Here is a 26,301-nt window from a genome sequence, read left to right on the forward strand (position 1 = left end):
TCATATGAAGAATTATGGCAAATGGATTTTCAAACTACAGAACCATTTATACTCAAGGTTGATTGGGGTAAAGTAACGTATGAATTTTTAATTCGTATTAAGCCGGGTGCTTCTAACACTATTGTTTTTGGATCCGGAGCAGGTGGATTTCAAGAACAGCCAATTGGTCCACCTATTTTTCATAGACATTCTTGGATGGAAGAGTTTGAAGATACTGTTATATATTATAATGATCCTACATTATATCTTGGAAAATTATCTTTAGGTTGGGGACAAGGGGAGTTAGATAGATTTTACTTACAAGATATAGCAAATATTTTAGAAATATTATTTACAAAGTTAAATATTGATTCGAAAAATGTGTTGTTTTATGGCAGTTCCGGGGGAGGGTTTATGTCTTTAATTTTAGCTGGATTCGTTAAGGGCTCCACAGTTTTAATTAATAATCCTCAAACAAATTTATTAAAATGGATACCTGTACCAATAAATCTAGTTTTCGATTTGTCTTATCCAGGTTTATCAAGAGAAGAAGTTGAGGAGAAATTTGGCGAAAGAATTAATGTTGTGAAATTTTTTAATCACATTAAATATGTACCGAATATTTATTTTTTGCAAAATTTCGCGTGTGAATTTGATGTGCAAAATCATTTAATACCATTCATTTTTGAATTAGAACAACTGGATAAAGATACAGAAGTAAATCAAATTGTAATAGACTTATATTTCGATAAAAAAGCAGGGCATGCAGCTGTAGGTAAGAGTGAAACAATTGAATATATAAAAAAAGTAAAGCCTAATCAGACTGTAAAAAAAGAACAAAAAGAAGTGGCACTGTCAGTCGTTATAGTTTTAGGAGAAGAAAAATCGAAATTGAATCAAATTTTAAACAAATTGCACCATATAAAACCATTAGAAATTATCATTGTAGCTGATGATAGAATGAGTGCGATACAATCCATACCTACATTTGTTGAGAGTAACGTTGTTGTTATTGAAGAGAAAAATAAATGGAAAGTACCAGTTCATGGGGCGAAAATCGCTAATGGAGATGTAATTTTATTTTTAAATGGAGAAGATGTTATTTTTTCGGTAGAATTAGAACGATTTATAGAACCACTACTGAAAAAGGAACAGGATGTAATCTTGAATAACATAGACTCCGTATGTTTTGAAAAGGTGAGAGTAGAATGGCCAAGTATTGCTATGGTGTATAGAAAAATAGTAAATGATGTATTGGGGCGTATGGATTTAAAATATGATTCGATGTTATCTATGCCATATGCTATGACTAAAAAAGCAATTGAAGACATTGAATATGACACCTTGCAAAATCCAGTTCTTTCCCAAATCACCCTTATTGAGAAAGGGTGGCGACTACAATCCTCGTCAGCCATCACTAACACCTCTTTGAATAATATAACCGCAAACAAAACCTCTTTCTATAAAAATCAATTAACTAAATTACAAGTATGTGAGATTAAAGAGAACATAAAAGCTTTGGAAAGTTGGTTACAACGAAAAAATGCTAGAGGTAACTATACAGATGGAGGAAGAAAAAGAGAAATTATAGAGCAACTAAAAAAACAAAAGAATTATTCAAGTTTTCATAAAGGATGGGGTATGAATTCATCGATTTATAATGGGAAACAGTTATCAATTATTATACCAGCACAAAATGAAGAAGCGACGATTAAAGAAGTTATTCTTGAGGCAAGAAAAGTTGAACCGAAAGAAATAATTGTTGTCATTAATGGGTCAACAGATCGGACAGAAGTAATTGCTAAGCAATTAGGGGCAACCGTAATTGTTTATCAAGAAGCATTAGGGCATGATGTAGGACGGGCAATTGGTGCACAAGAAGCCACAGGGGATATACTTCTCTTTATTGATGCTGATTTTGCTATTCCAGCAAAAGATCTTCATCCGTTAACACAGGCTGTTACGGATGGTGTTGATATAGCTTTAAACGATTTAAATTTAAATCTTAGATTTCCCCTATATATTGTAAATTTATATAAATATATGTTGAATATTGCTTGTAACCGTAAAGATTTAGGAGTGGGATCTACAATTGCTGTTCCCCATGCTATTAGTAGAAAATGTTTAGAGGGAATTGGCTGGGACACTCTTCACACAGCGTGTGTTGCGCAAGTAAAGGCAATATTAGAAGGGTATAAAGTCGAATGTGTCCATTTTGTAGATGTAATGAAACCAAATCGTATTCGTCCAAATGAGCACTTTGCAACAGTAGGACATCCACCAGCTGTATTGAGAATTACCGGCGATCATGTAGAAGGGCTTTCTTATTTACTTAAGAATAGGGATTTTAAAGATTTATTTTAATTTGGAAGCTACTATTATTAATAGGCGTGGAATAGCAACGGATAGAGTATAAGTTGAGTATTGGAATGAAAACAAAATTTAAAAAAGTTACCATTTTGGTTCAGGTGTAAGTGAAAAGTAAAAACTTCTTAAAATACATGAAGAGGTTTTTACTTTTTTATTTTAACTTATTTTAAGTATATCAAGTAAAAAATAAATAAAGAAGTAACGATAAGTTCTATATAACTTAATATCAGATGCAAGTAAGGAGGGAACACCTTTTCTTACATCAATAAAAGGTGTTTTAATATGTATTTAGAAATTAAGGTCTATCCAAATGTTGGGGCAGAAATATCTCTAAGGTGCAATTATGAATTTTCATCTAATTTTAATGTCATACCATTTACCGCATGTATTTCTATTTCAGTAAAAGATGATCTGAATTTATTAATTAATTTATCTAGTTTAATAATAAATTAAACATATATAAAACTGATAAGAAAATAGCAGCTGATTTATAAAATTTAGTAGGAGAGTCGTGTCTAAATTCGATAAACTGCATATATTGTTAAGAGAAAGGAGGGAGAGTTATGGCATGTACTACGAATAATGTTTGTTTAGATGTGTGTCTTAAAATTACAATTACCCCTGGTAGTGGAATTGATGCAGAAGTGGATTGTGGGGGCACATGTGGGACAAGTCCTACAATTGTAATTAGTCCTAGTGGATCAATTGTTATTACTTTACCATTAGTTGCATGTTTCTCAATTGCACTAAAAGATGATTTAAGTGTTGACTCTTCATTAACAAGCCTCTCTTTTCAAACTTCTTAAGAAAGATACAGAAATGAAAAGCCTGCCTGCTACTTTTCTTTTGATCTAATGTAAAAATAAAAAAGATGGTTACAACCCATCTTTTTTATTCTGTCATATATTAAAAATGAGATAATATATTATTTAGTAGGTAGGATGTATAATTAAAAGCACTCTTTACCTCTTTTTTGTTCGATGAGGTAAGAAATTGCTTCTATATGATCGCCAATGATTTGTTGTGTTGCTAATGAAAGGGAACTTTCCTCAGAGAAGTGTTTTTCAGGTCGAACACGATTCAATTTATCAACGTCGACAGAATGGACATTTTGTACATGAAAGCCTGCTAAAATTGTTTTAACTTGACTTAAGGTTGGTGAAAGAAGTGAATCAAACCCAATTGTATGAATGCATTTTCGACTAAAAGCATGAGGGACAGCAATTGTGGATCCCATACCTAAATCTTTCCGATTACATGCTAAGTTGATAGCATATTTACATGCGGTGACGATAGAATACGGTAGACGATACATATAGTAGTACTCTAGTTTATTTAAAGCTAAGTCCGTGCCATTTTGAATAGATTGTACAAATGGTAATAAATCATAACTAGAAATTAAGAAATCTCCATCTACAAATAATAGTATTTCACCTTTTGCAAAAAAGGCACCGACAGCACGTCCCGTATCATTTCCAAGTGCTTCTTCGTAACTTATAACTGTTGCACCGCAACCCTTCGCCAATGCCTCTGTTTTATCTGTTGATCCATTAACAATAACGATAATTTCAAAAGGTTTTAATTTCTGTACCTCAAAAATGACAGATTCTATCGTTTTTTCTTCATTTTGAACAGGGATAATAACTGATAATTGCTTATCTCCATAAGTATTTGAATAAAACTCTTTACCTGTAATTATTTTTGGGATGTATTTTGGTTCACCGTTTTGAAGCCCTAAAATAATATCACGATTTCGATTACAATCGGTATAGTTTCCTCTTTGATCTCGCACTAGATTGATCCAATTTGCAATGGCTGCAAGATGATAATGAATGAGTTGAGTTGAAGGAAAAGAGGGAACTTGAGGGATAGAAATTTTTAATTGATCGCAAATCCGAAATTTATGTTCAATAATTTTCATTTGTGCCAATATTGGATTTGATAAACTATCTGAAGTAATTACCTCAAGTACTTCTTTTGTCATTGCATAGGGAGGAAATAATAAGGAGTTAACATTTAAATCTGGACGATGAAAAAAATGATTCGTAACTTGCTGCCAAATCATTGCTAAATTTGGCTGTTGTTTTTGATAAAAAAAATCATCTAAATTATTTAATACGACGTCAGCAAATCCATTTAGTAACGGTTGAAGAAATTGTATAAGTGAGGAGGCGTGAATAATGTAATTTTCATCTAAAAATAAGAGGTACTCTCCCTTTGCTTTTTTTGCACCAATTACATAACAATTAGTAGATTCTATCGGCTCTTTTAGTGTAATAATTTCACAATTGTAAGATCGCGCAATATCAATAGAATCATCGACACTACTAATAATAGTAAGGATAATTTCAAAAGGTTGTAGTTGTTCACATGCTTTCAAAATTTTAGGTAAATTTTTTATTTTATGTTGTATGGGGATAATAATAGAAATTGGATTTTTACACATAAGCAGTCTCCTTTTTAATCAGTGGTAGTTGTTAATAAGATTAGATAAAAGAGGAGATACATTTTCTTTTTGTTATAAGCATAACAATCATTTAGTTTTATTAGACTCACAATTTTCTTTACTTGTATTAGAACCTTTATTTATTCCAGAAGCGAGTAAATTATTGAGAACGCTAAGGTCTAATTGCAGAGGGATGGAGTTTTCGGATGGAGTTTTCTCATTTTCTTCTTTTGTAGTTAATATAGTCTTTATATTTTTAATTTCTTTATATTGTTTTAAGGTAATGAAAAATCCAGAAATAATTAAGAGAAAAGAAACAGTAGTAAGTGAAAGTATTATTTCCAACATAAAATAGCCTCCTTTAAAACTATAATAATATTATAGTTGAATGTAATAAAACAGAATTCGAGCTAATGAGTTCACTTTTTAAATATATGCAAATCTTTAGTAAAAGTTACTGGTTTCTAAGTTATAGGAAGCAATTATAGAAACGTTATAAATATAAATAAATGAAAGGTTCATTTGTAGTGTAAAGGTATATATTATATAGCCTAAACTTTATTTTATAAAAAGTTAAATAGGGTGTAAATTTATACAAAAAGAGCATTTAATTGGACAAATAATTAATTATGTGAAATAATAATAACAGACAAGGAGACGTTGATTTTCCTTAAGTGCTTCGAATTAATTTTATTCAATAAGAGAAGGTGTGCTTAAAGAAGTTAAATTAAAAAAGGAGCTGATTTATTATATGCAACAAAATAATGATTTAAATTTTGAACCTCAAGACGTTAATATTGTCAATCCTAAACAAGCCAGGAAAGCAGTAGTTGCTACTGGTATAGGGAATGCAATGGAGTGGTTTGACTTCGGATTATACGCGTATTTAGCGGTTATCTTAAGTCAATTATTCTTCTCAGGTGTTGATAATAGTGGATTGCAACTTGTACTTACATTTGCTACTTTTGCAGTGGCCTTTCTCGTTCGACCAATCGGAGGTGTATTCTTTGGTAGAATAGGAGATAAGTACGGCCGAAAAATCGTGTTAAGTACTACTATTATTTTAATGGCACTTTCTACATTATTCATCGCATTACTACCAACCTATGAACAAATTGGTGTATGGGCACCAATACTACTTTTAGTTGCCCGAATGATTCAAGGCTTCTCTACAGGCGGCGAATATTCAGGAGCAATGGTTTATATCGCAGAATCTTCTCCAGATAAAAAGCGTGGTATACTCGGTAGTGGTCTTGAAATTGGAACACTCTCAGGTTACATTGCTGCATCGGTAATTGTTACCATTTTGACGTTATTGTTAACAGATGAGCAAATGCTCAGCTGGGGCTGGCGTATTCCTTTCTTAATAGCTGCACCAATTGGTTTGGTCGGTTTATATTTACGCCGTCATTTAGATGAATCTCCCATCTTTGAAGAGATGGAAAAAGCACAAGAGGAATCTGAAGACAACGAACAATTTTCATTTATGGATATATTAAAATATCACAAAAAAGACTTCTTATTAAGCACAGTAATTGTCGCCTTCTTTAATATTACGAATTACATGATTCTTTCGTATATTCCTTCTTATCTAACTCAAGTACTTAAAGTCAAAGAAACAACTGGCTTATTAATTATTTCTATTACGATGGCACTTATGATTCCGCTAGCACTTTATTTCGGTAAATTAAGTGATAAAATTGGTAATAAACGCGTCGTGCAAATTGGTTTACTTGGTTTAACAGTATTTGCAATTCCAGCATTTTTACTAATAGGTAACGGACATATTGCAGCTATATTTGCAGGTATTTTCGTATTAGGATTCTTCCTAAGTGTATATGAAGGAACATTACCTTCATTATTACCATCACTATTTTTCACCGATGTACGTTATCGAGCGCTTTCGATCTCATTTAATATTTCTGTATCGATATTCGGTGGAACAACACCGCTCGTATGTTCATACTTAGTTCATGCAACCGGTAACCCGCTTGCACCGGCATTTTATTTAGCAGGTGTAAGTATTATTGGATTAGTCGTATTTAGTGTATTATTCGTTACAACTTCAGGACGTGCACTAAAAGGTTCATATCCTACAGTAGAATCGAAAAAAGAAGCACACCAGATTGCAAAAGAAGACCCTGAAGAAACACTTTGGTGGCATGAAGAGTCGTTAGAAATTGAAGCAGGGAAAAATGCTTCAATTTAAAAAGTAACGTAGAAGTATAAAAAGACTCCTATGAAAATAGGAGTCTTTTTTTGTTATGTTATTTCTTTCTTTTCTTCAAATTCTTCTGATACAAATAAAGCTTATGAATCTCTTCCTTAAATTCCTGAAGTAGCATCATATCCTCACTATTTGAATAACGTACTGTATTATAAGCATTTACAATAATATGACTCTGAATATTTACATCTTCTTCACTATTTATTCTTTCTAACCATGCTTCAACAGTTTCTCCTCTTTTTCTATTTAAAGGAGGAGTTAATTTACTCTCCAGTTTAAAAATTTCTTTTCGAATTTCATTATGTGGCGGTTTGTTTCGTTTAAAATGTTTTAAACTCATTCCTTCTTTATCAGTGATAATAGTAGATTCGAAGGCAGAGATATTTGGTAAACTTAATTGTTTTCGTTTTTTTATTATTTTCCAAACGACGTAAAAAGCGATGACTGTACAAACTAATATTGTAATACTATTTATAAGGGTTGGATCAAAAGAACGATGTCCAAATTCATCCTTAATTTGAGGATCTTTTAAATTTCCTTTATTCGACCAAAAATCGTCTGTTTCTTTTGATTCAGCTGCCGAAAATAACGGATTAATGGCGTATCCAAATCCTAAAGCAACTACTTGTACGGTATAAGAAAAAAGAAGCCGAATGTATGGGAAAATAGGAATGAGGAAAGCACTAATTATTCCAATCGTAATAAGAGACGCGAAACGTAATAACTGCTGATTACGATTTGCCCCGGTTAACCAAAATGTAATCATTATGTGTATAACTAACAGTAACAGTTTCCACAAAGGTGGAAAGGGCGCATAAAATACGGCTGAAATACTAAACCAAACAATACCGCCTAATGATTTTTGAACTGGATATCCTGGTCCGATTACATGTACGATAAAGAAGAAAAGCGGTAACATTATTGTGCCAAATAGAGAGAAAGAGAGAAAGAGAGAACAACCGATTATTTGAGTAATTAACAGTATGACAAAACCTGTTGTTTTTTTCTTCATTAGTTTATGGATAAGAAATACTCCAATATAGCCTGTTGCTAAAAATATAGCAATGCCGATGAGTTCATCTCTTTCCGTTAATAACGAAAGGAGGAGCAGCAGAATAAAGTCATTAACGTGATAAAGCCAAGTTTTCAAGCTTTTCCACCATCCCTTCGTTATTAATGAGAAACGTAGGCTGAGAGAGAAGAGGGAGTTCATTTCTCTGTAAACCAATGTATATCATTGTAGACGATCGTTCTCTTTTTCTCGTTACATAATGAAGAAATCCTTGTTTCGGAAGTAACGTACTATCATCTGAAATACGCGCTAATTCCTCTAAAGATATTCCGTAATGTGTTTGCCCTTCGTTTAATGGTAAGTGCAGAGGACCACCTTCAGCTAATACACTAATAAATAGTTCAAACGGTATTTGATGCTTCGTTGCGTATTGACAAATGTATGTTGCAAATGAAATAAGGTCTTCTATATTATCTTTCCAACCAAATCCGCGATCAGCAGCTAATGAAAGACAAATCGTCCAACTATAATTTTTTACAGGTTCATATTGCTTCGCCTGTAATTCTTGCATTTTAGCAGATGCTTTCCAATGAATAGAACGGAAAGACTCACGTTCATATCGTTTAACACCGATAATAGATGTTTCATCATTGTAAAAAGAAAAATTCGTTCGATAAGATCCGGTTAAAAGTTGCTGAAGTTCTTGCAAACCTGCTACTTCTTTAGGAGAAGGGTACACAATAATTTCAGTCCTCAATTTATCAAAAATGGGCAAATGTACAGTTAAAAGATGAAAAGGATCTTTCAAGACACATTCGAACTGTTCAATTTGAAACACACCACGTTTCGTTGCGGTTAATGTTAAATCCCACTTTTGCGCCGAATGAGCAGGTTGTGAAAACGGGAAAGAGAATAGTGTTTTTGATATTTGTTCAATTCCTTGATCTTTTTGTGGTAGTAGTGACGGATTTAAATGAAAATAACAAACACCGTTAACGAGCGGTATATTTGCTCCATTTTTTAAATGAATAAAAAACTGCCCAGATTCATTAGTAAAAAGCCGAGTAGTTTGTTTCTCATTTACGACTTCAAATGTTTTCTCTATGTAAGCGACATATTTATAAATGAAAATCGCAAATAAATAATAGAAGAAAAAGAGAAACATAATGATTCGTTGTGGCATAAAAAATGTAAATAGTATAGCGCCTGGGACAGTTAGTTGAATAATATGGAGTTGGAAAAATAAAGGTACAGTTACAACACGCTGTCCATTCATGTTTGTTCAATCTCCACTGGTACGTCAACTTCTTTTAGAATTCTTTGTATAATTTCATTTTTTGTCGTGCGTAATGCCCCTTCCATTGATAAGACGATACGATGATTCCAAACAGAAGGAACTAAAAATTGTATATCTTCAGGAGTGCAATATTCTCTGTCGCGTAAAAAGGCTAGTGCTTGAACTGCACGCACTAAAGCGAGTGTGGCACGCGGGCTTACACCATTAGCGATGTAATCATGATTTCTTGTAGCGTGAGCAAGTTTAATAATGTAATGTTCTAACGGTTCTGATACGAAAATTTCTTTTACTCGTTTCTGTGCTTCTAAAATGTCTTCTAAAGAAATAACAGATTTGACGCTTTCTAACGGTGTATCGTTACGGAAACGACGCATCATTTTTAACTCATCTTCAGGATCCGGATAACCAATTGAAATTGTCATTAAAAAGCGATCAAGCTGTGCATCTGGAAGAGGGAAAGTTCCTTGTGATTCAATTGGATTTTGCGTCGCAATAACAAAGAACGGTTTCGGAAGAGGAGTAGACTGTTTTTCAAGCGTTACTTGTCGTTCTTCCATCGATTCTAATAAACTAGACTGTGTTCTAGGCATAGCACGGTTAATTTCATCCGCAAGCAAAATATTAGTCATAACTGGCCCAAGTCTTAACTCGAATTCACTCGTTTTTGGATTGAAATATTCAATACCTGTCACATCACTCGGAAGTACATCAGGGGTAAATTGAACGCGAGAAAAATTACCACCAATGCTTTTAGAAATTGTTTTTGCTAGTAATGTTTTCCCGGTGCCAGGCACGTCTTCAAGTAGTACATGTCCATCAGCAAGCAATGAAACGAGTAATAGATCAATAACATTTTCTTTACCGACAAAAACTAACCCTATGTTTTCTTTCAATTTATTTATCATATGTATCATTCCTTTCAAAATATAAACGGATATTTCTATATTTTAACAAATTTTTCAGAAAATTTATATGATTTTTTAATTCAAAGAAATAAATATTAGGTTATTAAATTATAACCTTGCATATTTCGTAATGTGAATATATAATATCGGTATACGATGTATCGTAATTCGATATATCAGAAGGCGATGTATCGGAGGTAGTTATAATGAATGTGAAAGCGCAAAAATATATTCCGTTAACTGAAGCGACATATTACATATTGTTGTCATTAGTGAAGCCAATGCACGGTTACGGAATTATGCAAATGGTAGAAGCGATGACAAATGGAGAAGTAAAGCTCGGTCCAGGTACTTTATACGGGAATACGACGAAGTTACTAAAAGAGAAGTTAATAGTTGAAGTTGCCTCTACAGATAGAAAGAAGTGCTATGAGTTAACGCCACTTGGTAAAGAAGTATTAGAGCTAGAGTATAACAGGTTGCAGAGATCTGTAAGGAATGGGAATAGTATGTTAGGGGAGTGAATGGAAGATGGAGACTAAAAGGGTATTTAAGTTTTTTACGGCATGGAATTTAGAAAAAGAAGAAGCTTTTTTACGAAAGATGCATCAGCAAGGTTGGGCATTACAAAAATATAATTTAATGTATACGTTTAAGAAAACTGAGCCAAAAGATGTAATATACAAAGCTGATTTTAGATTAGTTTATAGAGATTCGAAAGAACAACAACAAGAGTATTTCGAAATATATGAAATGTCAGGTTGGGAACGTGTAACAAGTTTCACAAGATGGAATTATTTTTGTAAAGAGGTAGAAGAGGTAAATGAATTACCTGATATATACTCAGAAAAGGAGACGAGGGTACAAAAGCTAAATGAGTTATTGCTATTCCTTGTTATTATATCAGCAAGTATATTACCATCAATGTATAACTTATTTTTAAGCCCGATGGAATCAAGAGTGCCAATTTGGGCGAAAGTTATGACAGGTCTTACAGGTTGTATGTGGATATACTTCTTTATAAGACTCTCTTGGAAAATTAAGAAATTAAAAAGTGAAATATTATAATAAAAAGTAGAGTTAAAAAGAAGTTGATTTTGTAAAGAGAGAAGAATATCGGAATCAACTTCTTTTGTTTCTATATAATCGTATTTTTGTTCACTCTTTTTTATATAATAAAAATCTATATAAAGGCACAAAATTAACAGTTACGAAGAACCCAACCCAAAAATAATAAATGAAGAAAAAATGATTCATATCGAAGATCAAAAAAATAAAAGATGACTAAAGAGGTTTGGGTGTAACTTATAATAAGGAAGAAAAACATTTTTTGATTAACATATTAAATCGATAAACCCCCTACAAAAAATTGGTAGGGGGTAATAAAATTATTTAAGAAAAAGATTGATTTTGCGCAGGTTTAATAAATTGCTCCGGGTTTTCAACAAGTCCGCATACAGCGCATTGGACTCTGTATGTTGGTCCTTGATAGGACATATGAAAAGCATTCATCGTTTCGTTTGTGTATTCTTCTTCTACTTGACCAGTTTGTGGATTTAACTTGACTGGTTTTACTTGTTGCTCAAGAATATTAAAGCGAGTACGGTTCGTTTTACAGCTTGGACATAGCATTGGTTCCATATGTATACACCTCCATTTGTAGCATTTCTTAAACTCATTAATTTTATGCAAGCAAAAAAACTTTCTCAATATAAATGGGTGTTTAAAGTATTTAAAATTCAGAAAAAATAAAATATAATAAAAGTACGAACTGGTTATGTCCAAACCAAATCTCCTGTTTTATGCCAATAAGCTGGGGGGCCGAGAAATCGGCCTCATTTTTTTTTGCTCGTTGCTATACGAAACAAGGTTTTTATGAGACATTTGTCGAAATTTTAGGGATGGATATAAAGGAGGATGTAAAATGAATTTAAAAATGAAGTACATCATTTTATATGTAGAAAAGTTTGAAGAATGTTTAAGATTTTATAAAGATATTTTACAGTTACCTATAAAAGCAGAGCATGGTACATATATTGAGTTTAATACTGGTTCTACAATTTTAGCGATGAACACGAGGCAAGATGTGAAAGAATTAACAGGACTACCACTTACAGAAGGCGAGTTACAATCTTCTCATTTTGAATTGGGATTCGTTGTTGATCATGTACAAGAAACAATCGAACAATTTAGAGAGCAAGGTATTAAAGTTTTAGTGGAGCCAATTGTGAAACCGTGGGGACAAACAATTGCCTACATTGCTGATCCAGATGGGAATTATATTGAAATTTGCAGTTCATTAGAATAGAAGGAGAAAAAGAGATGGGGTTTCCGAAACTAGAAACAGAACGTTTACAATTAAGAGAACTTACATTGTTAGATGCAGAAATGATGTTTCATTATTTTTCAAAAGAATCTGTTATACGTTATTTCGGAATGGATTCTTTCGAAAATATTGAGCAAGCGAAAACAACGATTCAAACGTTTAAAAATCGTTATGAAGAGGGAAGTGTATTTCGCTGGGGAATAGAGAAAAAAGGGACAGGGCAATTAATTGGAACGTGCGGATTTCATTTAATTAACAATCATCATAAACGTGCTGAAATTGGTTATGAATTAGACGATACATATTGGGGACAAGGATATGCATCTGAAGCGTTACAGGCGATTTTAGTTTACGGGTTTGAAACATTGCAACTAATTAGAATTGCTGCTGTTGTATATGTAGAAAATAAAGCTTCTCAAAAGTTGTTAAAAAAAGCAGGTTTTCAAGAAGAAGGATTACTTCGAAAACATATGATTCAAAATGGAGTCGCTCATGATACCATTTTATACTCGTTATTAAAAGAAGAGTGGAAGAAATAATGCACACGGCTGAAATTATAAATGTTATGAAAAAACATAAAGAAAACAGATTCATTTTAGGTATAGATGGTTTAAGTCGTTCCGGAAAAACGACATTCGCAACAAACTTAAAGGAAAATATGAAACAAGAAAGTATTCCGTTTCATATTTTTCATATTGATGATCATATAGTGGAGCGTAATAGACGCTATCATACAAACCATGAAGAATGGCATGAGTATTACCATTTACAATGGGACATTGAATGGCTCCGGCAGGAATTTTTTCAAAAGCTACAACATGAAACGAAATTGAAATTACCTTTCTATCATGAAGAAACAGATATATGTGAAATGAAAAAAGTACAGATTCCTATTGTAGGTGTAATTGTAATTGAAGGAATATTTCTTCAGCGAAAAGAATGGAGAGATTTCTTTCATTATATGGTGTATTTGGATTGTGCAAGAGAGACAAGGTTTCTACGCGAGAGTGTGGAAACGCAGAAAAACCTTTCAAAGTTTGAGAATAGGTATTGGAAGGCAGAGGATTATTACTTAGAAACGGAATTGCCGAAGGATCGGGCAGATTTAGTCATACAATGATTGGAAAATAGAAGGAGAACAGAATGAATATTTTATGGGATTTTGATGGGACGTTATTTGATACGTATCCTGCATATACAATGATGCTATCTGAAATTTTAGGTGATAGTGTGGATAAACAAGAAATATACAAAAACTTAAAAATATCATACTCTCATGCAATTCAGTATTATAATATTTCATGCGAACAGGAAGAAAAGATTAAAATTTTGAAGGAGAAATTCACTCCAAAAGATATGAAACCTTTTGCAGGTGTCGAAGAGGTTTTGAAATTTGCAGATAAAAATGTGATTATGACCCATAAACATAGGGCAGGGGTTATGGAAATTTTAAAATATTACGGCTGGAACAAATACTTCGTAGACATGGTTACAATTGACGATGGTTTCCCCCGAAAACCGAACGCTTTATCTTATGATTATTTGCATAAAAAGCACAGTATTGATTTAGCTATTGGTGATAGAGAATTAGATTTATTACCTGCAAAAGAATTAGGTATTTCAACATGTATGTTTCAAGGGAATTGTGATGTAGCGAATTATTCTTTATCGCATTACTCGGAATTTTTTAAGGTAGTGATTGATAGAGAGGTTATTTTATAAATAATTCAAATAAAACCTTTACTTTTTTCTTGAAAGTAGAGGTTATTTTCTATGCTTTATAAAAATTAATACTATCTAGTACATAGAAGGAGATTAGTATAACAATTTGAATTATATAGTTATAGATAAATCTATAGATAAAAAGATTTCAATAAAGCGAGTGATCCCATGAGTATTTTTATTTTAGAAGATGATGTCATACAAGCACGGCAAATGAAGCGGTTAGTTGAAGAGGTTTGTGAGGAGTATATGTTGCCTTTTGATTTTATAGAGGTAACTAGTAAAAGTGAGAACATTATTACTAATATTCCTAAGGCGAGGTATGTCCCAATCTATTTTTTAGATATAGAGATAAAAAGAGAAGAGCGTAAAGGGTTACAAGTGGCACAAGAGATACGGAAGTATGACACGCAAGGGATTATTGTGTTTGTAACGACGCATTCTGAATATGCACCTATTTCGTATCAATACATGGTATCAGCTTTAACTTTTATTGATAAAGGGTTGCCATACGAGGAGAGGCGTAACGTTTTTGAACAATGTTTACTCCAATATGAAGCGCGTAATAAGAATATTATTCCGTCCGATGACTTTATCGTTGAAAATAGTAATGCAACTGTGCGGGTTCCGTTTCATGAAGTTGAATATGTTATGACCGATGAACCGCACCGTTTAGCATTAGTGACGTTAGATCGAATTGTTTATTTTTATGGGACTTTAAAAGAAATTGAATTAGTAGATGAACGTTTATTTCGTTGTCATCAATCATATATCGTGAATACGAAGCAACTGTCTTCTTACGATGCGAAGCAAAAAATGATAGTTTTAAAAAGCGGGAAACGTATTCCAGTATCACGGCGCTTAGTGAGTAAAGTACGTAACATATTAAAGGGTGAGATGTAATGTATATTTATGATTTATTTGCAATACTGCTTACTAGTATAAGCCATACGTTTTTATACATTCAATTAATCCGGTACAACAGATTGTCAGTTAGAATGTTAATAGCTTTAAGTGCAGTATTCATTATTTTACTTGCTATTGTCGTAACAGTAACGAGATACCCAGAGTTGAATAGTACGATTGTGTTATTTTTAATAAGTTTAGGATTAATGCATAATGAATTGAAATTTAAGCATAATGTATATTTTGCACTAGTGAGTATGGTAATTATAACGTTAGTGAAAATGTTGCTTTTCGATTTAGGAATGAAAACCTTTATGTTAACGCCATTCAATTTATATTTATGGACGGGTAGCATGATTCATCTTATCGTATCAACCCTTACTTTTATCGGTATTTTTGTAGCTCGGAAAAGAATCCGAAAAATTGCTCAATATATAGTAGGTAGTCGGCTATACTATGTAACTTATATATTATTAATTGCCGGATTTATTATTGAATTAATCTTAACTCAGCCATCTACTACGTTTTTAGCACAATTAAATCGACAATACAGTGAATTAAGTTATATTTCAGCGATTATTGTATTTTTATTATTAGTCATTATAGTACTTATAAGTTCACATTTATCGAAAGCAAAGTTACAAGAAGAGCATGAAAAACGCTTAGATAAAGAGTTATTAGATTATGTGGAGAAATTAGAGGATATGCATGACGAGCTTGCTAGTTTCCGTCATGATTATATGAATGTATTACTATCGTTAGAAGAGGGCATACGTACAAAAAATGTGAAAGAAATTGAGCAAGTGTATTATGACGTTGTAGCTCCTACGTTAAAAACAATAAATGATCATGAACTTGATATTGCGAAATTATCTCGCGTACATATTCCTGAAGTGAGAAGTGTATTAAGAGCGAAAGTTGGCACTGCTCATCAGCATCAAATAAAAGTAATGCTCGATATACCAGAGAACATTGAAAGTGTTTCGATGACGATTATTTCATTTGTTCGCATCATTTCAGTTTTAGTAGACAATGCAATTGAAGAAGCAGTACATAGTGAGGAAAAGATATTGCAAATCGCCTTCTTTGAAATGGATTCACGACAATATTTTATCGTGCGTAATAGTTCAAAGAGTGAAGAGATTGATCTGCGAAAAATTTATGAGAAAAACAATTCAAGTAAAGAGGGGGCTAGAGGATACGGGTTATTCTCATTAAAACGTATTATGAATAAAACAAATAATGCGACGTTAGAAACAACTTATGTACGTCCTTATTTCACGCAAACATTCATATTAAAAGAGATAAAATGACCATCTATGATGAAAATGAAACCGAATAGGAAAGAACTACATACTTTCTTCACTCGTTTTTATATACTTCAAGTAAGAGGTGAAGCGAGATGAATGGACTTATTTTTACAACAATGATTTGTTTTGGTTTACCGCTTGTAGCACTTTTATATGCTGTTTGGAAGAAACGCTATATTCCATATATGTTAGGTGTATTGGCTTTTGTTGTATCGCAAATATTGATCCGCATACCAATACTGAATTATGTAAATGGAACTAGCACAGATTTTCAAATGTTTTCAATAATGCAGCCTGTATTATTTGTACTTTTGCTTAGTTTATCAGCTGGAATTTTTGAAGAGATAGCTCGTTTTATCGCAATGCGTTATTTTATGAAGCAACGAGATTGGCAGTCTGGTTTTTTATTTGGAGCAGGGCATGGTGGTATTGAAGCGGTGTTGATAGTTGGTATCCCGGTAATATCCCTATTATTGTCACAAACAGTCATTCAAAATGGTGATAGTTATTATTTCGGCGGTATGGAGCGCATCTTCGCGATGGTATTGCATATTGGACTGTCCTTCATTATATTACAAGCTGTCGTCCAAAAGAAATTTCGTTATGTTGTCTATGCAATTCTCATCCATGGAACTGCAAATGCATTAGCTGGCATTATATCGCTATATGTACCAGGGGAAAGCGGGATCATAATGTCAGAAGTTTCAATAGCAATTTGTGCTTTACTCGTTTTTAGTTATAGTTTCACTTTAAAAAGAAAGGGTGTATGAAAATGAGAAGAATGTTACTTATTATTATAAGTGCTATCGCGGCGTTCGCGCTTGCAGCATGTACCGGTAATAAAGTAGATGAAAGTACGTCAAAAAAGTTTATTCCAAAGGCGGAAGAAATTGTATCATTACTAAATGAGGCGAAGTATAAAGACGTACACGAAAAATTTGATAGTAAAATGAAAGCTGGATTGCCAGAAGAAAAAATGAAAGATCTTACACCTGTAATTGAGAAAGCCGGTACGTTCGAAAAAATTGAGAAAAAATCGATTGAAGAAAAAGATGGTTCATATACTGTTATTCTTGTAGCGAAATATAGTAAAGAACAACGGACATTCATTATAACTTATAATAATAAAGAAGAAATAGCAGGTTTATATATTAACTAAAAACAGATACAGTGGAAGTTCTCGCTGTATCTGTTTTTTTTGTGTTAACTAAATTATGGATATTTGTGCTAATATGAACTCATAGCTATAGAGAAGGGGTGTGAGTATGAAAACTGAAATAGTTCCTAAAAAGAAGTACAGCATAATAAGCTACATATCTTTACTCATCGGCATTTTATGTTTTCTATTCGTTTTTATAACGCCAACAAGGATAGCGAATGCAGGTAATATAGTGGGAGATTATATTACAGTCGCACTCACAGTTGCAGGAATTATACTTTCTATCATTACGATGACGAAAAAAGCAGAGAAGAAGGGGATTGCTATTCTTTCATTAATACTGTCCTCATCATTTTTTATATTTTGGATCATCGCAATTATTTTATTGTTTACTGGTCAAATTAGTTTTGCGCCGTAATATGTAATAAAAAGAGTCCTTCTCGTATGAAGGACTCTTTTTATTCGGTATCTTCCGGTTGATATTCTAAAATATCCCCTGGTTGGCATTCTAACGCTTTACAAATAGCATCTAAAGTTGTAATTCTAATTGCTTTTGCTTTTCCATTTTTTAATATAGAAAGGTTAGCCATTGTAATTCCAACCTTCTCTGAAAGTTCAGTTACACTCATTTTTCTTTTCGCTAACATTACATCAATATTAATTATTATTGCCATGTTATTCACCTCAGACCGTTAAATCATTTTCTGATTTTATATCTATCGCATCTTTTAAAAGTCTTTGGAGAACGGCAGCAAAGACTGCGATAACTATTGAAGCAAAGATAAGGATCATGCCAATTATTATAATACCTGGTGCATCATCTCTCTCTGCTACAAGATAGAAAAGCGGCATACCTACTACATATAATACACTAATTGTAATAGCACATTGTTTTATCTTTTTTAAAGCTCTAACAGATAATTTCGAGAAGGCGTTCCCCTTATCAATGTAGCTTACAAGTTTAAAGGATTGATATAGAGCAAAATAAAAAGGTATCACCGTTGCATATAGATTGATTAAAACAAGATATTTTATATATGCAATATCCGGGTATAAGTCCGCTGCGTAATTCCCGATATTAGGAATTAAAAATATACACAAAGCAAAAACAGGAATACCGATAAGGATAATTGCTGTCTTTAAAAAGAGTGTTGATCCTTGTTTCATATAAAGCACCTCATTTTTAAATTATCATATTAATTTAACATAAATTTTATCGTTTAACAATAAATTCTTATTTATTTCAATCGGATTTTTATTGAGAAACAAATTTTAGTGAAGAGAATGATAAGACGTTTTTATAAAAAAGGTGTGGTCTCTAGTTATTTGAACATAAAAAGCTATGATATGTACCGTTCGTTGCTTTACTAATAAAAGAAAGTAAAGGTAATGATTGTTAGCTTCATGAAAATTGGGGACTAATAAAACATATATAGGTTGTGGAAATCTTTTTGTATATAAATGAATGTGAAACATACGGAGGAACAACAATGTCGAATTTGGGTTTATTGATGAAGAAGTTACTGTTAGTAGGAACAATCACACTAAGTATGTTATGTACGGAAAGCATGATGAATTATCATACGGTGGAAGCTAAGGTGAAACAAGTAGAACGGCAACCGAAAAATGTAATCATAATGGTTATGGACGGAACGAGTTCTTCAGCAACGACATTAGCTCGCTTGTATAAAGGGAAACCACTTGCACTAGATGAAATTGTAACAGGAGGAGTTCGTACCTATTCGGCGGAATCAGCTATAACAGACTCAGCTCCAGCAGCTACAGCTTTAGCGACGGGGAATAAATCGAATTCAGGATATGTAGGTATATTACCTTCTATTGTAAGTTCACCTGGATTAAAATCAATAAAAGAAGAGGACAAGTTACGTCCAGTTGCCAATGTTTTAGAAGGTGCCAAACGCACTGGTCGCGCAACTGGAATAGTTGCTACAGCTGAAATTCAGCATGCTACTCCCGCTGGATTTTCTGCTCACCATATTAACCGTAAGCGTTTTGACGTAATTGCGGAGCAGCAAGTGTATCAAAATATAGATGTCGTATTAGGTGGGGGAAAAGAGGCACTGCTACCTATAAAAAGAAAAGATGGTGAAGATTTAGTAAAGGTGATTCAAGACAAAGGATACGACTTTGTTGAAACGAAAGATGCATTATTGAACTCTAAATCTAAGAAAATTTGGGGCTCTTTCTCACATAATGCTCTTGCGTTTGATATGGATCGTGAAGCAACAAATCCGGAGCAACCAACACTTTCTCAAATGACGGAAAAAGCAATTCAAACACTATCAAAAGATAAAGATGGTTTCTTTTTATTTGTAGAGGGAAGTAAGCCAGACTGGGCAGCTCATGTGAACGACCCAATAGGGATGATTAGTGATGTATTAGCATTTGATAACGCAGTTGCAGAAGCATTGGAATTTGCAAAAAAAGATAGTAATACGATGTTAATAGCTGTAACTGATCATGGTAACAGCGGTATTTCTATTGGGAATACGAATACGACAAAAGGCTATAATATTACGCCGGTCTCTGCATACATTGATCCATTAAAAAAATCGAAAATGACACTTGAAGGTGCTACAAATAAACTGAAATCTGATTTATCAAATGTAGAAGATGTAGCTAAATTATACGGTTTGGACAATTTAACTTATGAGGAAAAAGAAAGAGTAAAAGCAGCAAAAAAGAAATCGGATGTAGGTCCAATACTTACTACATTGTTGGCCAATCATGCGAACATAGGCTTCACAACAGGAGGCCATACAGGTGAGGATGTGTTTTTATATTCTTACGGTCCTCAAAAGCCAAACGGTTTGATCCAAAACATAGACATTGCGAAGACGATGGCGAAAGCAATGGGCTTTAACTTAGAAGAAGTAACAAACAAATTATTTGTAGAGAGTGAATTAGCCTTTAAACGAAAAGGTGCAACAGTAACAATAGATAATACTGATGCAGAAAACCCGGTGCTCATAGTAAAACGTAATAATGTAAAAGCTCAATTGTTTGTAAATAAAAATATAATTCGTATTAAGAATAAAGAATATGAATTAGGTAGTGTCGTTGTAGAAAGCAATGGCAAGTTCTATATACCAGAAGAAGCAATCCGCTTATTCATAAAGCATTCTCGTTAAAAAATGCCAATTCCTTAGCAAGTACTTAGGAATTGGCATTTTTTGTGTAGATGAAATTTCATTCGAAAACAAGAGTAAAGAGAATCGCTGTTTCTACAAAAATATTCTCTACGTTTATAAGTTATTGTGAATGAGGATTTTGCAATATTAGACCTATTGCTATCATATATTTTTCGCCCTTCCTAAAAAAATATTTCTCAACATTCTCTTTGTTGAAAAAGATTGAATATTCGTATTATAACGAATATTATGTTGTTATCGGCAAAAAACGATAATTTGCAGACACTGGGGAGGAAATACATTGAAAAAGAAATTAAAACCATTAGCGGTATTAACAACAGCAGCAGTACTAAGTGGTACGTTTGCTTTTGGAGGTCATGCAGCGTATGCTGAGACACCAACATCATCTCTACCAATAGATGAGCACTTAATACCAGAGGAACGTTTGGCAGAAGCGCTGAAACAACGGGGAGTAATTGATCAATCTGCATCACAAGCCGAGACATCAAAGGCTGTCGAAAAATATGTTGAGAAAAAGAAAGGGGAAAACCCTGGAAAAGAAATCTTGACAGGAGATAACCTTACGCAAGAAGCTTCAGATTTTATGAAAAAAGTAAAAGATGCAAAAATGAAGGAGAATGAACAGGCGCAGCAACCAGAAGTAGGACCAGTTGCTGGACAAGATGCAGGATTGAATTCTAGAAAATTAAATGGAAAAGTACCTACTACACCAGCGAAGCAAGCTGAGTACAATGGAGCTGTTCGAAAAGATAAAGTGCTTGTTTTACTCGTAGAATTTAGCGATTTTAAGCATAATAATATTGATCAAGAACCGGGTTATATGTATTCTAAGGACTTTAATCGTGAACATTATCAAAAAATGTTATTTGGTGATGAGCCATTTACGTTATTTGATGGATCGAAGATTAATACATTTAAACAATATTATGAAGAACAATCTGGCGGAAGCTACACAGTTGATGGAACTGTAACAGAATGGCTTACTGTTCCAGGAAAAGCGTCAGATTATGGTGCGGATGCGGGTACTGGTCATGATAACAAGGGGCCTTTAGGACCAAAAGATTTTGTGAAAGAAGCATTAAAAGCAGCGGTAGCAAAAGGCATTAATTTAGCTGATTATGATCAATTTGATCAATACGATCAAGATGGTGATGGAAATAAAAACGAGCCAGATGGAATTATTGATCATTTAATGGTTGTACATGCGGGCGTAGGTCAAGAAGCTGGCGGCGGTAAATTGAAAGATGATGCGATTTGGTCTCATCGTTCAAAACTAGGCTCAAAGCCATATGCAATTGATGGTACAAAATCTTCAGTTTCAAATTGGGGCGGAAAGATGGCTGCATATGATTATACAATTGAGCCTGAAGACGGAGCAGTTGGTGTGTTTGCACATGAGTACGGTCATGATTTAGGCTTACCAGATGAATATGATACAAAGTATTCAGGGCAAGGTGAACCTGTTGAATCATGGTCCCTTATGAGCGGCGGTAGCTGGGCTGGAAAAATTGCGGGAACAGAGCCAACAAGTTTCTCGCCACAAAATAAAGAGTTTTTCCAAAAGAATATGAAGGGTAACTGGGCGAATATCGTTGAGGTAGATTATGATAAACTGCGCACAGGAATCGGTACTGCAACATTTTTAGATCAAAGTGTTACAAAATCAAAACGACCAGGAATCGTTCGTGTTAACTTGCCAGACAAAGATATAAAAAATATCGAATCAGCATTTGGTAAGAAGTTTTATTACAGCACAAAAGGAAATGACATTCATACAACACTTGAGACACCAGTATTTGACTTAACGACTGCAACGGATGCTAAGTTTGATTATAAGGCATTTTATGAATTGGAAGCGAAGTATGATTTCCTTGACGTAAATGCGATTGCAGAAGATGGAACGAAGACACGTATTGATAGAATAGGCGAAAAAGATGTAAAAGGCGGCGTAGATACAACAGATGGTAAGTGGGCTGATAAATCATACGATTTAAGCCAATTTAAAGGAAAGAAAGTAAAACTGCAATTTGAGTATGTAACAGATATTGCAGTAGCTTATAAAGGATTTGCGTTAGACAATGCAGCATTAACTGTAGATGGAAAAGTTGTTTTCTCGGATGATGCAGAAGGACAGCCAGCAATGACGCTAAAAGGATTTACTGTGTCTAACGGATTTGAACAGAAAAAACATAACTACTATATCGAGTGGCGAAATTACGCTGGGTCTGACACGGCGCTACAACATGCACGTGGTCCAGTATTTAATACAGGAATGATTGTATGGTATGCGGATCAAAGCTTTACAGATAACTGGGTAGGCGTTCATCCAGGCGAAGGATTCCTTGGGGTAGTAGATTCTCATCCAGAGGCAATCGTAGGAACATTAAATGGACAACCAACTGTGAAGAGCAGTACGCGTTATCAAATTGCCGATGCGGCATTCTCATTTGATCAAACGCCAGCATGGAAAGTAAATTCGCCAACCCGCGGTATCTTTGATTATAAAGGATTGCCAGGCGTTGCGAAATTTGATGATTCTAAGCAATACATCAACAGTGTTATTCCAGATGCCGGACGTAAGTTGCCGAAACTTGGATTGAAGTTTGAAGTAGTAGGTCAAGCTGAAGACAAGTCTGCAGGTGCAGTTTGGATCCATCGCTAAAATAAAATGAAAAGGAGCTGCCATAAGTCGGTGAAACCTGACTTATGGCAGCTCTTTTCTTCTTGTGAGAAAAAACTGTTACATAAATACAAATCGAAAAAAATTACCATTTAAAAAAATGAAAAGATGTGCAGAAGTGAAAAAGTCCTCTGCTTTTATATATATTTATTGGAAAAAATAGATGTTTCTTTTATAATTGAAATGCTCCATCAGTCCGATTATATACGTTTTTTTGACCGTAAGTAATTTGTAAGTAATGAGTAAGAAAAAAGAGATTTTTATATTATATAATATTTATTACAGCTACTTTTAACACCTGATACTAATAGTATGCTATAATGTGAATTAGCAACATAAAGGAAAGGAATTAGACCAATGACATTAGAAAATACTAAAAATTTAAAAAAACAAGTTGCTCCGTATGAAAAATCAACGATTAAAAAAAGTGTGTGGCAACTTATTAACACAATTGTGCCGTTCATTATTTTATGGTACCTTGCTTATAAAAGTTTGTCCGTTTCTTATTGGTTATCGTTAGTTCCATCTCTGTTAGCCGCTGGTTTTATGACACGGATTTTCATTATTTTTCATGATTGTACCCATTATTCATTCTTTAAAAGTCGACCTGCAAATAGAATCGTAGGGACATGTATGGGTGTGTTAACTTTATTCCCGTTTGATCAATGGGGACATGAGCATTCTATTCATCACGCTACAAGTGGTAATTTGGATAAGAGAGGTACAGGAGATATTTGGACGCTTACAGTGGATGAATATGTAGCTGCTCCATTTAGACTGCGTTTAGCATATCGCTTATATCGCAATCCATTCGTTATGTTTGGATTAGGTCCGATTTATGTTTTCTTACTTAAAAATAGATTTAACCGAAAAGGTGCTAGACAGAAAGAACGTATGAATACGTATTTGACGAATATTATAATCGTTGCTTTAATAGCTATACTTTGCTGGGCAATTGGGTGGCAATCGTTTCTGTTAGTGCATGGCACTATATTCTTAATAGCAGGTTCAGTAGGAATTTGGCTGTTTTACGTACAGCACACATTCGAAGATTCTTATTTTGAAGAGGATAAAGATTGGGAATATGTGAAAGCGGCAGTGGAAGGAAGTTCATTTTATAAACTTCCAAAAATCTTGCAATTTCTAACTGGTAATATTGGATTCCATCATGTTCACCATTTAAGTCCAAGAGTACCTAACTATAAACTAGAAGAGGCACACAATAATACGCTTCCGTTAAAAAATGTACCAACGATTACACTTGCTACAAGCTTACGATCACTCCGTTTTCGTCTTTGGGATGAGAAAAGTAACAATTTTGTTACCTTTAAAGAATTCAAAAAAATAATTAAAAACAATGTCTCTGTTCGAGTGAAATCTGAACTATAATTTCATCGTATATAAAAAACTCTCCTTAATCATTTTCGATTTAAGGGGAGTTTTTGTTTAATTATTATATGACCGATATTGAGGAGGGGGGAATGCTTATGTGTAGGTATAAATATAAAGAGACAGTAATTATGTTATGTAAACAAAATCCTTCATTATAATTTTTTATTATAGTGAAGGATATAGTACATATATAATGGAAAGCAGAAGGTGGATGATAGTAATTATAAGAACACATACAACGTAATAAAATAATTCTTTCAAAAGGAAGGGGACATGAAAGATGTTGAAATTACAAGGGAAATACAATGAAGCAAAAGTATTTACGAATAACATTGATGAGACTGCAACTGGGCAGATTATTGATCTTTGTAACCAAGAATTCGTAAAGGATAGTCAAATTCGTATTATGCCAGATACACATGCAGGAGCAGGTTGCACGATTGGGACAACGATGACAATACAAGATAAAATATTTGGTAAAGGTAATCCAGACTGGAACTTTTCTGGTCCGCACGGGGCAGGACGTATCATGAGTCGTAAGAAGGCTAAAGAATTATTGAGTCTAGAGGACTTCCAAAATACGATGAAAGAGGTTTGGACTACATCGGTAGTAGAGAGCACAATTGATGAGGCACCAATGGTATACAAGCCAATGGATGAAATTATAACAAATACAAAAGAAACGATAGATATAAAGCACAATATTAAGCCATTATATAATTTTAAAGCGAATTAGAAGGGATAAATAAGCAGCCAGAAAAAACTATTTTTCGTATTTTTTGTTTGGAAACAATCTAATCAAGGGAAGTAGTTTCATTTTATTGCGATGGGATAGAAAAAGTCGATTTCCTGTGGAGTTAAGAAATCGACTTTTTTATTTATTTTGTTGGATGAAAGCAACCGTTAGCTTAATAGCAACGGATTATAACCGTCTATTTCTCCCAAAGCTCAATTAGACGACCTTCAGGATCTTTAATCCAAATAAACTTTCCGAACTCACTAATTTCTTCTTTCTTTTCAAGAGGTACACCAATATGTTCAAGATGCTGAATAGTCTCATTTAAATTATGTACTTCAAAATTTAACATCACTTGCTGTTCTATTGGAAAATAATTATCATTTTCGGTAAAGAAAGAAAAAATAGTCTCATTTCCTAATTGGGGTTTAATCACAGTCCCATTCCAATCTTCGATTTCAATTTTCAACACTTCACTGTACCATTTTTTTATAACATCAAGATTGTTAGTTCTCCAAAATATTCCCCCGAACCCTTTTATCATTGTAGATAACCCCTGTCTTTTTTTAAATTTTTAAGCAATATATATTCAATATATCAAAACAGTAACAGTAAGGAAAATCAATAACGTATTAAAAGTGAAAAAATCCAATTACTAGTA

The 26,301-nt window shown here is 33.4% G+C and carries 27 protein-coding genes; 18 read left to right on the forward strand and 9 right to left on the reverse strand.

Annotation, left to right across the window (positions count from 1 at the left end; genetic code table 11):
• Positions 1 to 21 precede the first annotated feature (21 nt).
• Both QEP67_RS12770 and QEP67_RS12775 read left to right on the forward strand, forming a co-directional pair.
• Positions 22 to 2,343, forward strand: coding sequence for a glycosyltransferase (locus QEP67_RS12770; protein WP_122974091.1), 2,322 nt, complete (start codon positions 22 to 24; stop codon positions 2,341 to 2,343).
• A gap of 569 nt (positions 2,344 to 2,912) precedes the next feature.
• Positions 2,913 to 3,155, forward strand: a complete 243-nt coding sequence (locus QEP67_RS12775) for a hypothetical protein (RefSeq protein ID WP_000752472.1) — start codon at positions 2,913 to 2,915, stop codon at positions 3,153 to 3,155.
• A 143-nt stretch (positions 3,156 to 3,298) separates the two neighbouring features.
• On the opposite strand, the gene QEP67_RS12780 is transcribed toward QEP67_RS12775, so the two are convergent.
• Together QEP67_RS12780 and QEP67_RS12785 are read right to left on the reverse strand one after the other, a co-directional pair.
• On the reverse strand, positions 3,299 to 4,795 hold the full coding sequence (locus tag QEP67_RS12780; protein ID WP_061673305.1) for a glycosyltransferase: 1,497 nt from the start codon (positions 4,793 to 4,795) through the stop codon (positions 3,299 to 3,301).
• 87 nt (positions 4,796 to 4,882) lie between these two features.
• Positions 4,883 to 5,143, reverse strand: a complete 261-nt coding sequence (locus tag QEP67_RS12785; protein WP_000889749.1) for a hypothetical protein — start codon at positions 5,141 to 5,143, stop codon at positions 4,883 to 4,885.
• A 403-nt stretch (positions 5,144 to 5,546) separates the two neighbouring features.
• Between QEP67_RS12785 and QEP67_RS12790 the strand changes: the two genes are divergently transcribed.
• Entirely contained in the window at positions 5,547 to 7,004 is a 1,458-nt protein-coding gene (locus QEP67_RS12790; RefSeq protein WP_001186936.1) for an MFS transporter, read from the forward strand.
• Positions 7,005 to 7,062: 58 nt separating this feature from the next.
• On the opposite strand, the gene QEP67_RS12795 is transcribed toward QEP67_RS12790, so the two are convergent.
• The 3 genes from QEP67_RS12795 to QEP67_RS12805 are packed head-to-tail and all read right to left on the reverse strand — an operon-like array spanning position 7,063 to position 10,236.
• Entirely contained in the window at positions 7,063 to 8,172 is a 1,110-nt protein-coding gene (locus tag QEP67_RS12795) for a DUF4018 domain-containing protein (protein ID WP_064449482.1), read from the reverse strand.
• Positions 8,147 to 9,310, reverse strand: a complete 1,164-nt coding sequence (locus QEP67_RS12800) for a DUF58 domain-containing protein (protein WP_001014379.1) — start codon at positions 9,308 to 9,310, stop codon at positions 8,147 to 8,149. Before QEP67_RS12800 ends, QEP67_RS12795 begins: the two co-directional genes overlap by 26 nt.
• Positions 9,307 to 10,236 carry a MoxR family ATPase gene (locus tag QEP67_RS12805; protein WP_000608758.1) on the reverse strand — a complete coding sequence of 310 codons (930 nt, stop codon included), beginning with the start codon at positions 10,234 to 10,236 and terminating at the stop codon, positions 9,307 to 9,309. The genes QEP67_RS12800 and QEP67_RS12805 overlap by 4 nt, the downstream gene beginning before the upstream one ends.
• Positions 10,237 to 10,442: 206 nt before the next feature.
• On the opposite strand from QEP67_RS12805, the gene QEP67_RS12810 reads away from it, so the two are divergent.
• Positions 10,443 to 10,760 carry a PadR family transcriptional regulator gene (locus QEP67_RS12810; RefSeq protein ID WP_064473314.1) on the forward strand — a complete coding sequence of 106 codons (318 nt, stop codon included), beginning with the start codon at positions 10,443 to 10,445 and terminating at the stop codon, positions 10,758 to 10,760.
• A 7-nt stretch (positions 10,761 to 10,767) separates the two neighbouring features.
• Entirely contained in the window at positions 10,768 to 11,304 is a 537-nt protein-coding gene (locus tag QEP67_RS12815; protein ID WP_064057067.1) for a DUF2812 domain-containing protein, read from the forward strand.
• Positions 11,305 to 11,628: 324 nt separating this feature from the next.
• On the opposite strand, the gene QEP67_RS12820 is transcribed toward QEP67_RS12815, so the two are convergent.
• On the reverse strand, positions 11,629 to 11,877 hold the full coding sequence (locus QEP67_RS12820; RefSeq protein ID WP_048547666.1) for a hypothetical protein: 249 nt from the start codon (positions 11,875 to 11,877) through the stop codon (positions 11,629 to 11,631).
• A gap of 283 nt (positions 11,878 to 12,160) precedes the next feature.
• Between QEP67_RS12820 and QEP67_RS12825 the strand changes: the two genes are divergently transcribed.
• From QEP67_RS12825 to QEP67_RS12865, 9 genes are all read left to right on the forward strand, one after another.
• The gene (locus QEP67_RS12825; RefSeq protein WP_048560663.1) at positions 12,161 to 12,544 is read left to right on the forward strand and encodes a VOC family protein; all 384 of its coding nucleotides are present in this window, start codon (positions 12,161 to 12,163) and stop codon (positions 12,542 to 12,544) included.
• Positions 12,545 to 12,558: 14 nt separating this feature from the next.
• Positions 12,559 to 13,101 (forward strand): GNAT family protein, encoded by a 543-nt coding sequence (locus QEP67_RS12830; RefSeq protein WP_000506655.1) that lies wholly within the window; start codon positions 12,559 to 12,561, stop codon positions 13,099 to 13,101.
• Positions 13,101 to 13,682 carry a kinase gene (locus QEP67_RS12835; protein ID WP_353706604.1) on the forward strand — a complete coding sequence of 194 codons (582 nt, stop codon included), beginning with the start codon at positions 13,101 to 13,103 and terminating at the stop codon, positions 13,680 to 13,682. The genes QEP67_RS12830 and QEP67_RS12835 overlap by 1 nt, the downstream gene beginning before the upstream one ends.
• Positions 13,683 to 13,705: 23 nt before the next feature.
• Entirely contained in the window at positions 13,706 to 14,284 is a 579-nt protein-coding gene (locus QEP67_RS12840; protein ID WP_001024232.1) for an HAD-IA family hydrolase, read from the forward strand.
• Positions 14,285 to 14,452: 168 nt separating this feature from the next.
• Positions 14,453 to 15,187: a response regulator transcription factor gene (locus tag QEP67_RS12845; protein ID WP_353706605.1), complete on the forward strand. Its 735-nt coding sequence runs from the start codon at positions 14,453 to 14,455 to the stop codon at positions 15,185 to 15,187.
• Positions 15,187 to 16,503: a GHKL domain-containing protein gene (locus QEP67_RS12850; protein WP_064449479.1), complete on the forward strand. Its 1,317-nt coding sequence runs from the start codon at positions 15,187 to 15,189 to the stop codon at positions 16,501 to 16,503. Before QEP67_RS12845 ends, QEP67_RS12850 begins: the two co-directional genes overlap by 1 nt.
• A gap of 89 nt (positions 16,504 to 16,592) precedes the next feature.
• Positions 16,593 to 17,270 (forward strand): YhfC family glutamic-type intramembrane protease, encoded by a 678-nt coding sequence (locus tag QEP67_RS12855; protein WP_353706606.1) that lies wholly within the window; start codon positions 16,593 to 16,595, stop codon positions 17,268 to 17,270.
• Positions 17,271 to 17,272: 2 nt separating this feature from the next.
• A complete protein-coding gene (locus tag QEP67_RS12860) occupies positions 17,273 to 17,659 on the forward strand; it encodes a DUF3887 domain-containing protein (protein WP_001253791.1) in 387 nt (128 codons plus the stop codon).
• Between the two features lie 106 nt (positions 17,660 to 17,765).
• Positions 17,766 to 18,077: a hypothetical protein gene (locus QEP67_RS12865; protein ID WP_000845551.1), complete on the forward strand. Its 312-nt coding sequence runs from the start codon at positions 17,766 to 17,768 to the stop codon at positions 18,075 to 18,077.
• Positions 18,078 to 18,117: 40 nt separating this feature from the next.
• On the opposite strand, the gene QEP67_RS12870 is transcribed toward QEP67_RS12865, so the two are convergent.
• A complete protein-coding gene (locus QEP67_RS12870) occupies positions 18,118 to 18,333 on the reverse strand; it encodes a helix-turn-helix transcriptional regulator (protein WP_000974615.1) in 216 nt (71 codons plus the stop codon).
• Positions 18,334 to 18,343: 10 nt separating this feature from the next.
• Complete coding sequence (locus QEP67_RS12875) at positions 18,344 to 18,826, reverse strand: DUF2975 domain-containing protein (RefSeq protein ID WP_000809087.1); 483 nt, start codon at positions 18,824 to 18,826, stop codon at positions 18,344 to 18,346.
• Positions 18,827 to 19,149: 323 nt separating this feature from the next.
• Between QEP67_RS12875 and QEP67_RS12880 the strand changes: the two genes are divergently transcribed.
• From QEP67_RS12880 to QEP67_RS12895, 4 genes are all read left to right on the forward strand, one after another.
• Complete coding sequence (locus tag QEP67_RS12880; RefSeq protein WP_353706607.1) at positions 19,150 to 20,811, forward strand: alkaline phosphatase; 1,662 nt, start codon at positions 19,150 to 19,152, stop codon at positions 20,809 to 20,811.
• 301 nt (positions 20,812 to 21,112) lie between these two features.
• The gene (locus QEP67_RS12885) at positions 21,113 to 23,494 is read left to right on the forward strand and encodes an immune inhibitor A domain-containing protein (RefSeq protein ID WP_098056992.1); all 2,382 of its coding nucleotides are present in this window, start codon (positions 21,113 to 21,115) and stop codon (positions 23,492 to 23,494) included.
• Positions 23,495 to 23,869: 375 nt separating this feature from the next.
• A complete protein-coding gene (locus QEP67_RS12890) occupies positions 23,870 to 24,901 on the forward strand; it encodes a fatty acid desaturase (RefSeq protein ID WP_000171508.1) in 1,032 nt (343 codons plus the stop codon).
• A 283-nt stretch (positions 24,902 to 25,184) separates the two neighbouring features.
• Positions 25,185 to 25,640 carry an RtcB family protein gene (locus tag QEP67_RS12895; protein ID WP_000916215.1) on the forward strand — a complete coding sequence of 152 codons (456 nt, stop codon included), beginning with the start codon at positions 25,185 to 25,187 and terminating at the stop codon, positions 25,638 to 25,640.
• Between the two features lie 196 nt (positions 25,641 to 25,836).
• On the opposite strand, the gene QEP67_RS12900 is transcribed toward QEP67_RS12895, so the two are convergent.
• The gene (locus QEP67_RS12900; protein WP_000589594.1) at positions 25,837 to 26,184 is read right to left on the reverse strand and encodes a hypothetical protein; all 348 of its coding nucleotides are present in this window, start codon (positions 26,182 to 26,184) and stop codon (positions 25,837 to 25,839) included.
• Between the last annotated feature and the right edge of the window lie 117 nt (positions 26,185 to 26,301).

The sequence above is a fragment of the Bacillus cereus group sp. MS39 genome, assembly GCF_040448665.1.
Lineage (GTDB): Bacteria > Bacillota > Bacilli > Bacillales > Bacillaceae_G > Bacillus_A > Bacillus_A wiedmannii.

Excerpts from the sequence above, each read along its gene's own strand:
- QEP67_RS12810 (WP_064473314.1), top strand. The coding sequence starts at position 10,443 with ATGAATGTGAAAGCGCAAAAATATATTCCGTTAACTGAAGCGACATAT.
- QEP67_RS12900 (WP_000589594.1), bottom strand. The coding sequence starts at position 26,184 with ATGATAAAAGGGTTCGGGGGAATATTTTGGAGAACTAACAATCTTGAT.
- QEP67_RS12880 (WP_353706607.1), top strand. The coding sequence starts at position 19,150 with ATGTCGAATTTGGGTTTATTGATGAAGAAGTTACTGTTAGTAGGAACA.
- QEP67_RS12775 (WP_000752472.1), top strand. The coding sequence starts at position 2,913 with ATGGCATGTACTACGAATAATGTTTGTTTAGATGTGTGTCTTAAAATT.
- QEP67_RS12850 (WP_064449479.1), top strand. The coding sequence starts at position 15,187 with ATGTATATTTATGATTTATTTGCAATACTGCTTACTAGTATAAGCCAT.
- QEP67_RS12840 (WP_001024232.1), top strand. The coding sequence starts at position 13,706 with ATGAATATTTTATGGGATTTTGATGGGACGTTATTTGATACGTATCCT.
- QEP67_RS12800 (WP_001014379.1), bottom strand. The coding sequence starts at position 9,310 with ATGAATGGACAGCGTGTTGTAACTGTACCTTTATTTTTCCAACTCCAT.
- QEP67_RS12830 (WP_000506655.1), top strand. The coding sequence starts at position 12,559 with ATGGGGTTTCCGAAACTAGAAACAGAACGTTTACAATTAAGAGAACTT.
- QEP67_RS12815 (WP_064057067.1), top strand. The coding sequence starts at position 10,768 with ATGGAGACTAAAAGGGTATTTAAGTTTTTTACGGCATGGAATTTAGAA.
- QEP67_RS12860 (WP_001253791.1), top strand. The coding sequence starts at position 17,273 with ATGAGAAGAATGTTACTTATTATTATAAGTGCTATCGCGGCGTTCGCG.
- QEP67_RS12890 (WP_000171508.1), top strand. The coding sequence starts at position 23,870 with ATGACATTAGAAAATACTAAAAATTTAAAAAAACAAGTTGCTCCGTAT.
- QEP67_RS12785 (WP_000889749.1), bottom strand. The coding sequence starts at position 5,143 with ATGTTGGAAATAATACTTTCACTTACTACTGTTTCTTTTCTCTTAATT.
- QEP67_RS12805 (WP_000608758.1), bottom strand. The coding sequence starts at position 10,236 with ATGATAAATAAATTGAAAGAAAACATAGGGTTAGTTTTTGTCGGTAAA.
- QEP67_RS12865 (WP_000845551.1), top strand. The coding sequence starts at position 17,766 with ATGAAAACTGAAATAGTTCCTAAAAAGAAGTACAGCATAATAAGCTAC.
- QEP67_RS12825 (WP_048560663.1), top strand. The coding sequence starts at position 12,161 with ATGAATTTAAAAATGAAGTACATCATTTTATATGTAGAAAAGTTTGAA.
- QEP67_RS12895 (WP_000916215.1), top strand. The coding sequence starts at position 25,185 with ATGTTGAAATTACAAGGGAAATACAATGAAGCAAAAGTATTTACGAAT.
- QEP67_RS12770 (WP_122974091.1), top strand. The coding sequence starts at position 22 with ATGGATTTTCAAACTACAGAACCATTTATACTCAAGGTTGATTGGGGT.
- QEP67_RS12820 (WP_048547666.1), bottom strand. The coding sequence starts at position 11,877 with ATGGAACCAATGCTATGTCCAAGCTGTAAAACGAACCGTACTCGCTTT.
- QEP67_RS12855 (WP_353706606.1), top strand. The coding sequence starts at position 16,593 with ATGAATGGACTTATTTTTACAACAATGATTTGTTTTGGTTTACCGCTT.
- QEP67_RS12790 (WP_001186936.1), top strand. The coding sequence starts at position 5,547 with ATGCAACAAAATAATGATTTAAATTTTGAACCTCAAGACGTTAATATT.
- QEP67_RS12845 (WP_353706605.1), top strand. The coding sequence starts at position 14,453 with ATGAGTATTTTTATTTTAGAAGATGATGTCATACAAGCACGGCAAATG.
- QEP67_RS12835 (WP_353706604.1), top strand. The coding sequence starts at position 13,101 with ATGCACACGGCTGAAATTATAAATGTTATGAAAAAACATAAAGAAAAC.
- QEP67_RS12870 (WP_000974615.1), bottom strand. The coding sequence starts at position 18,333 with ATGGCAATAATAATTAATATTGATGTAATGTTAGCGAAAAGAAAAATG.
- QEP67_RS12875 (WP_000809087.1), bottom strand. The coding sequence starts at position 18,826 with ATGAAACAAGGATCAACACTCTTTTTAAAGACAGCAATTATCCTTATC.
- QEP67_RS12780 (WP_061673305.1), bottom strand. The coding sequence starts at position 4,795 with ATGTGTAAAAATCCAATTTCTATTATTATCCCCATACAACATAAAATA.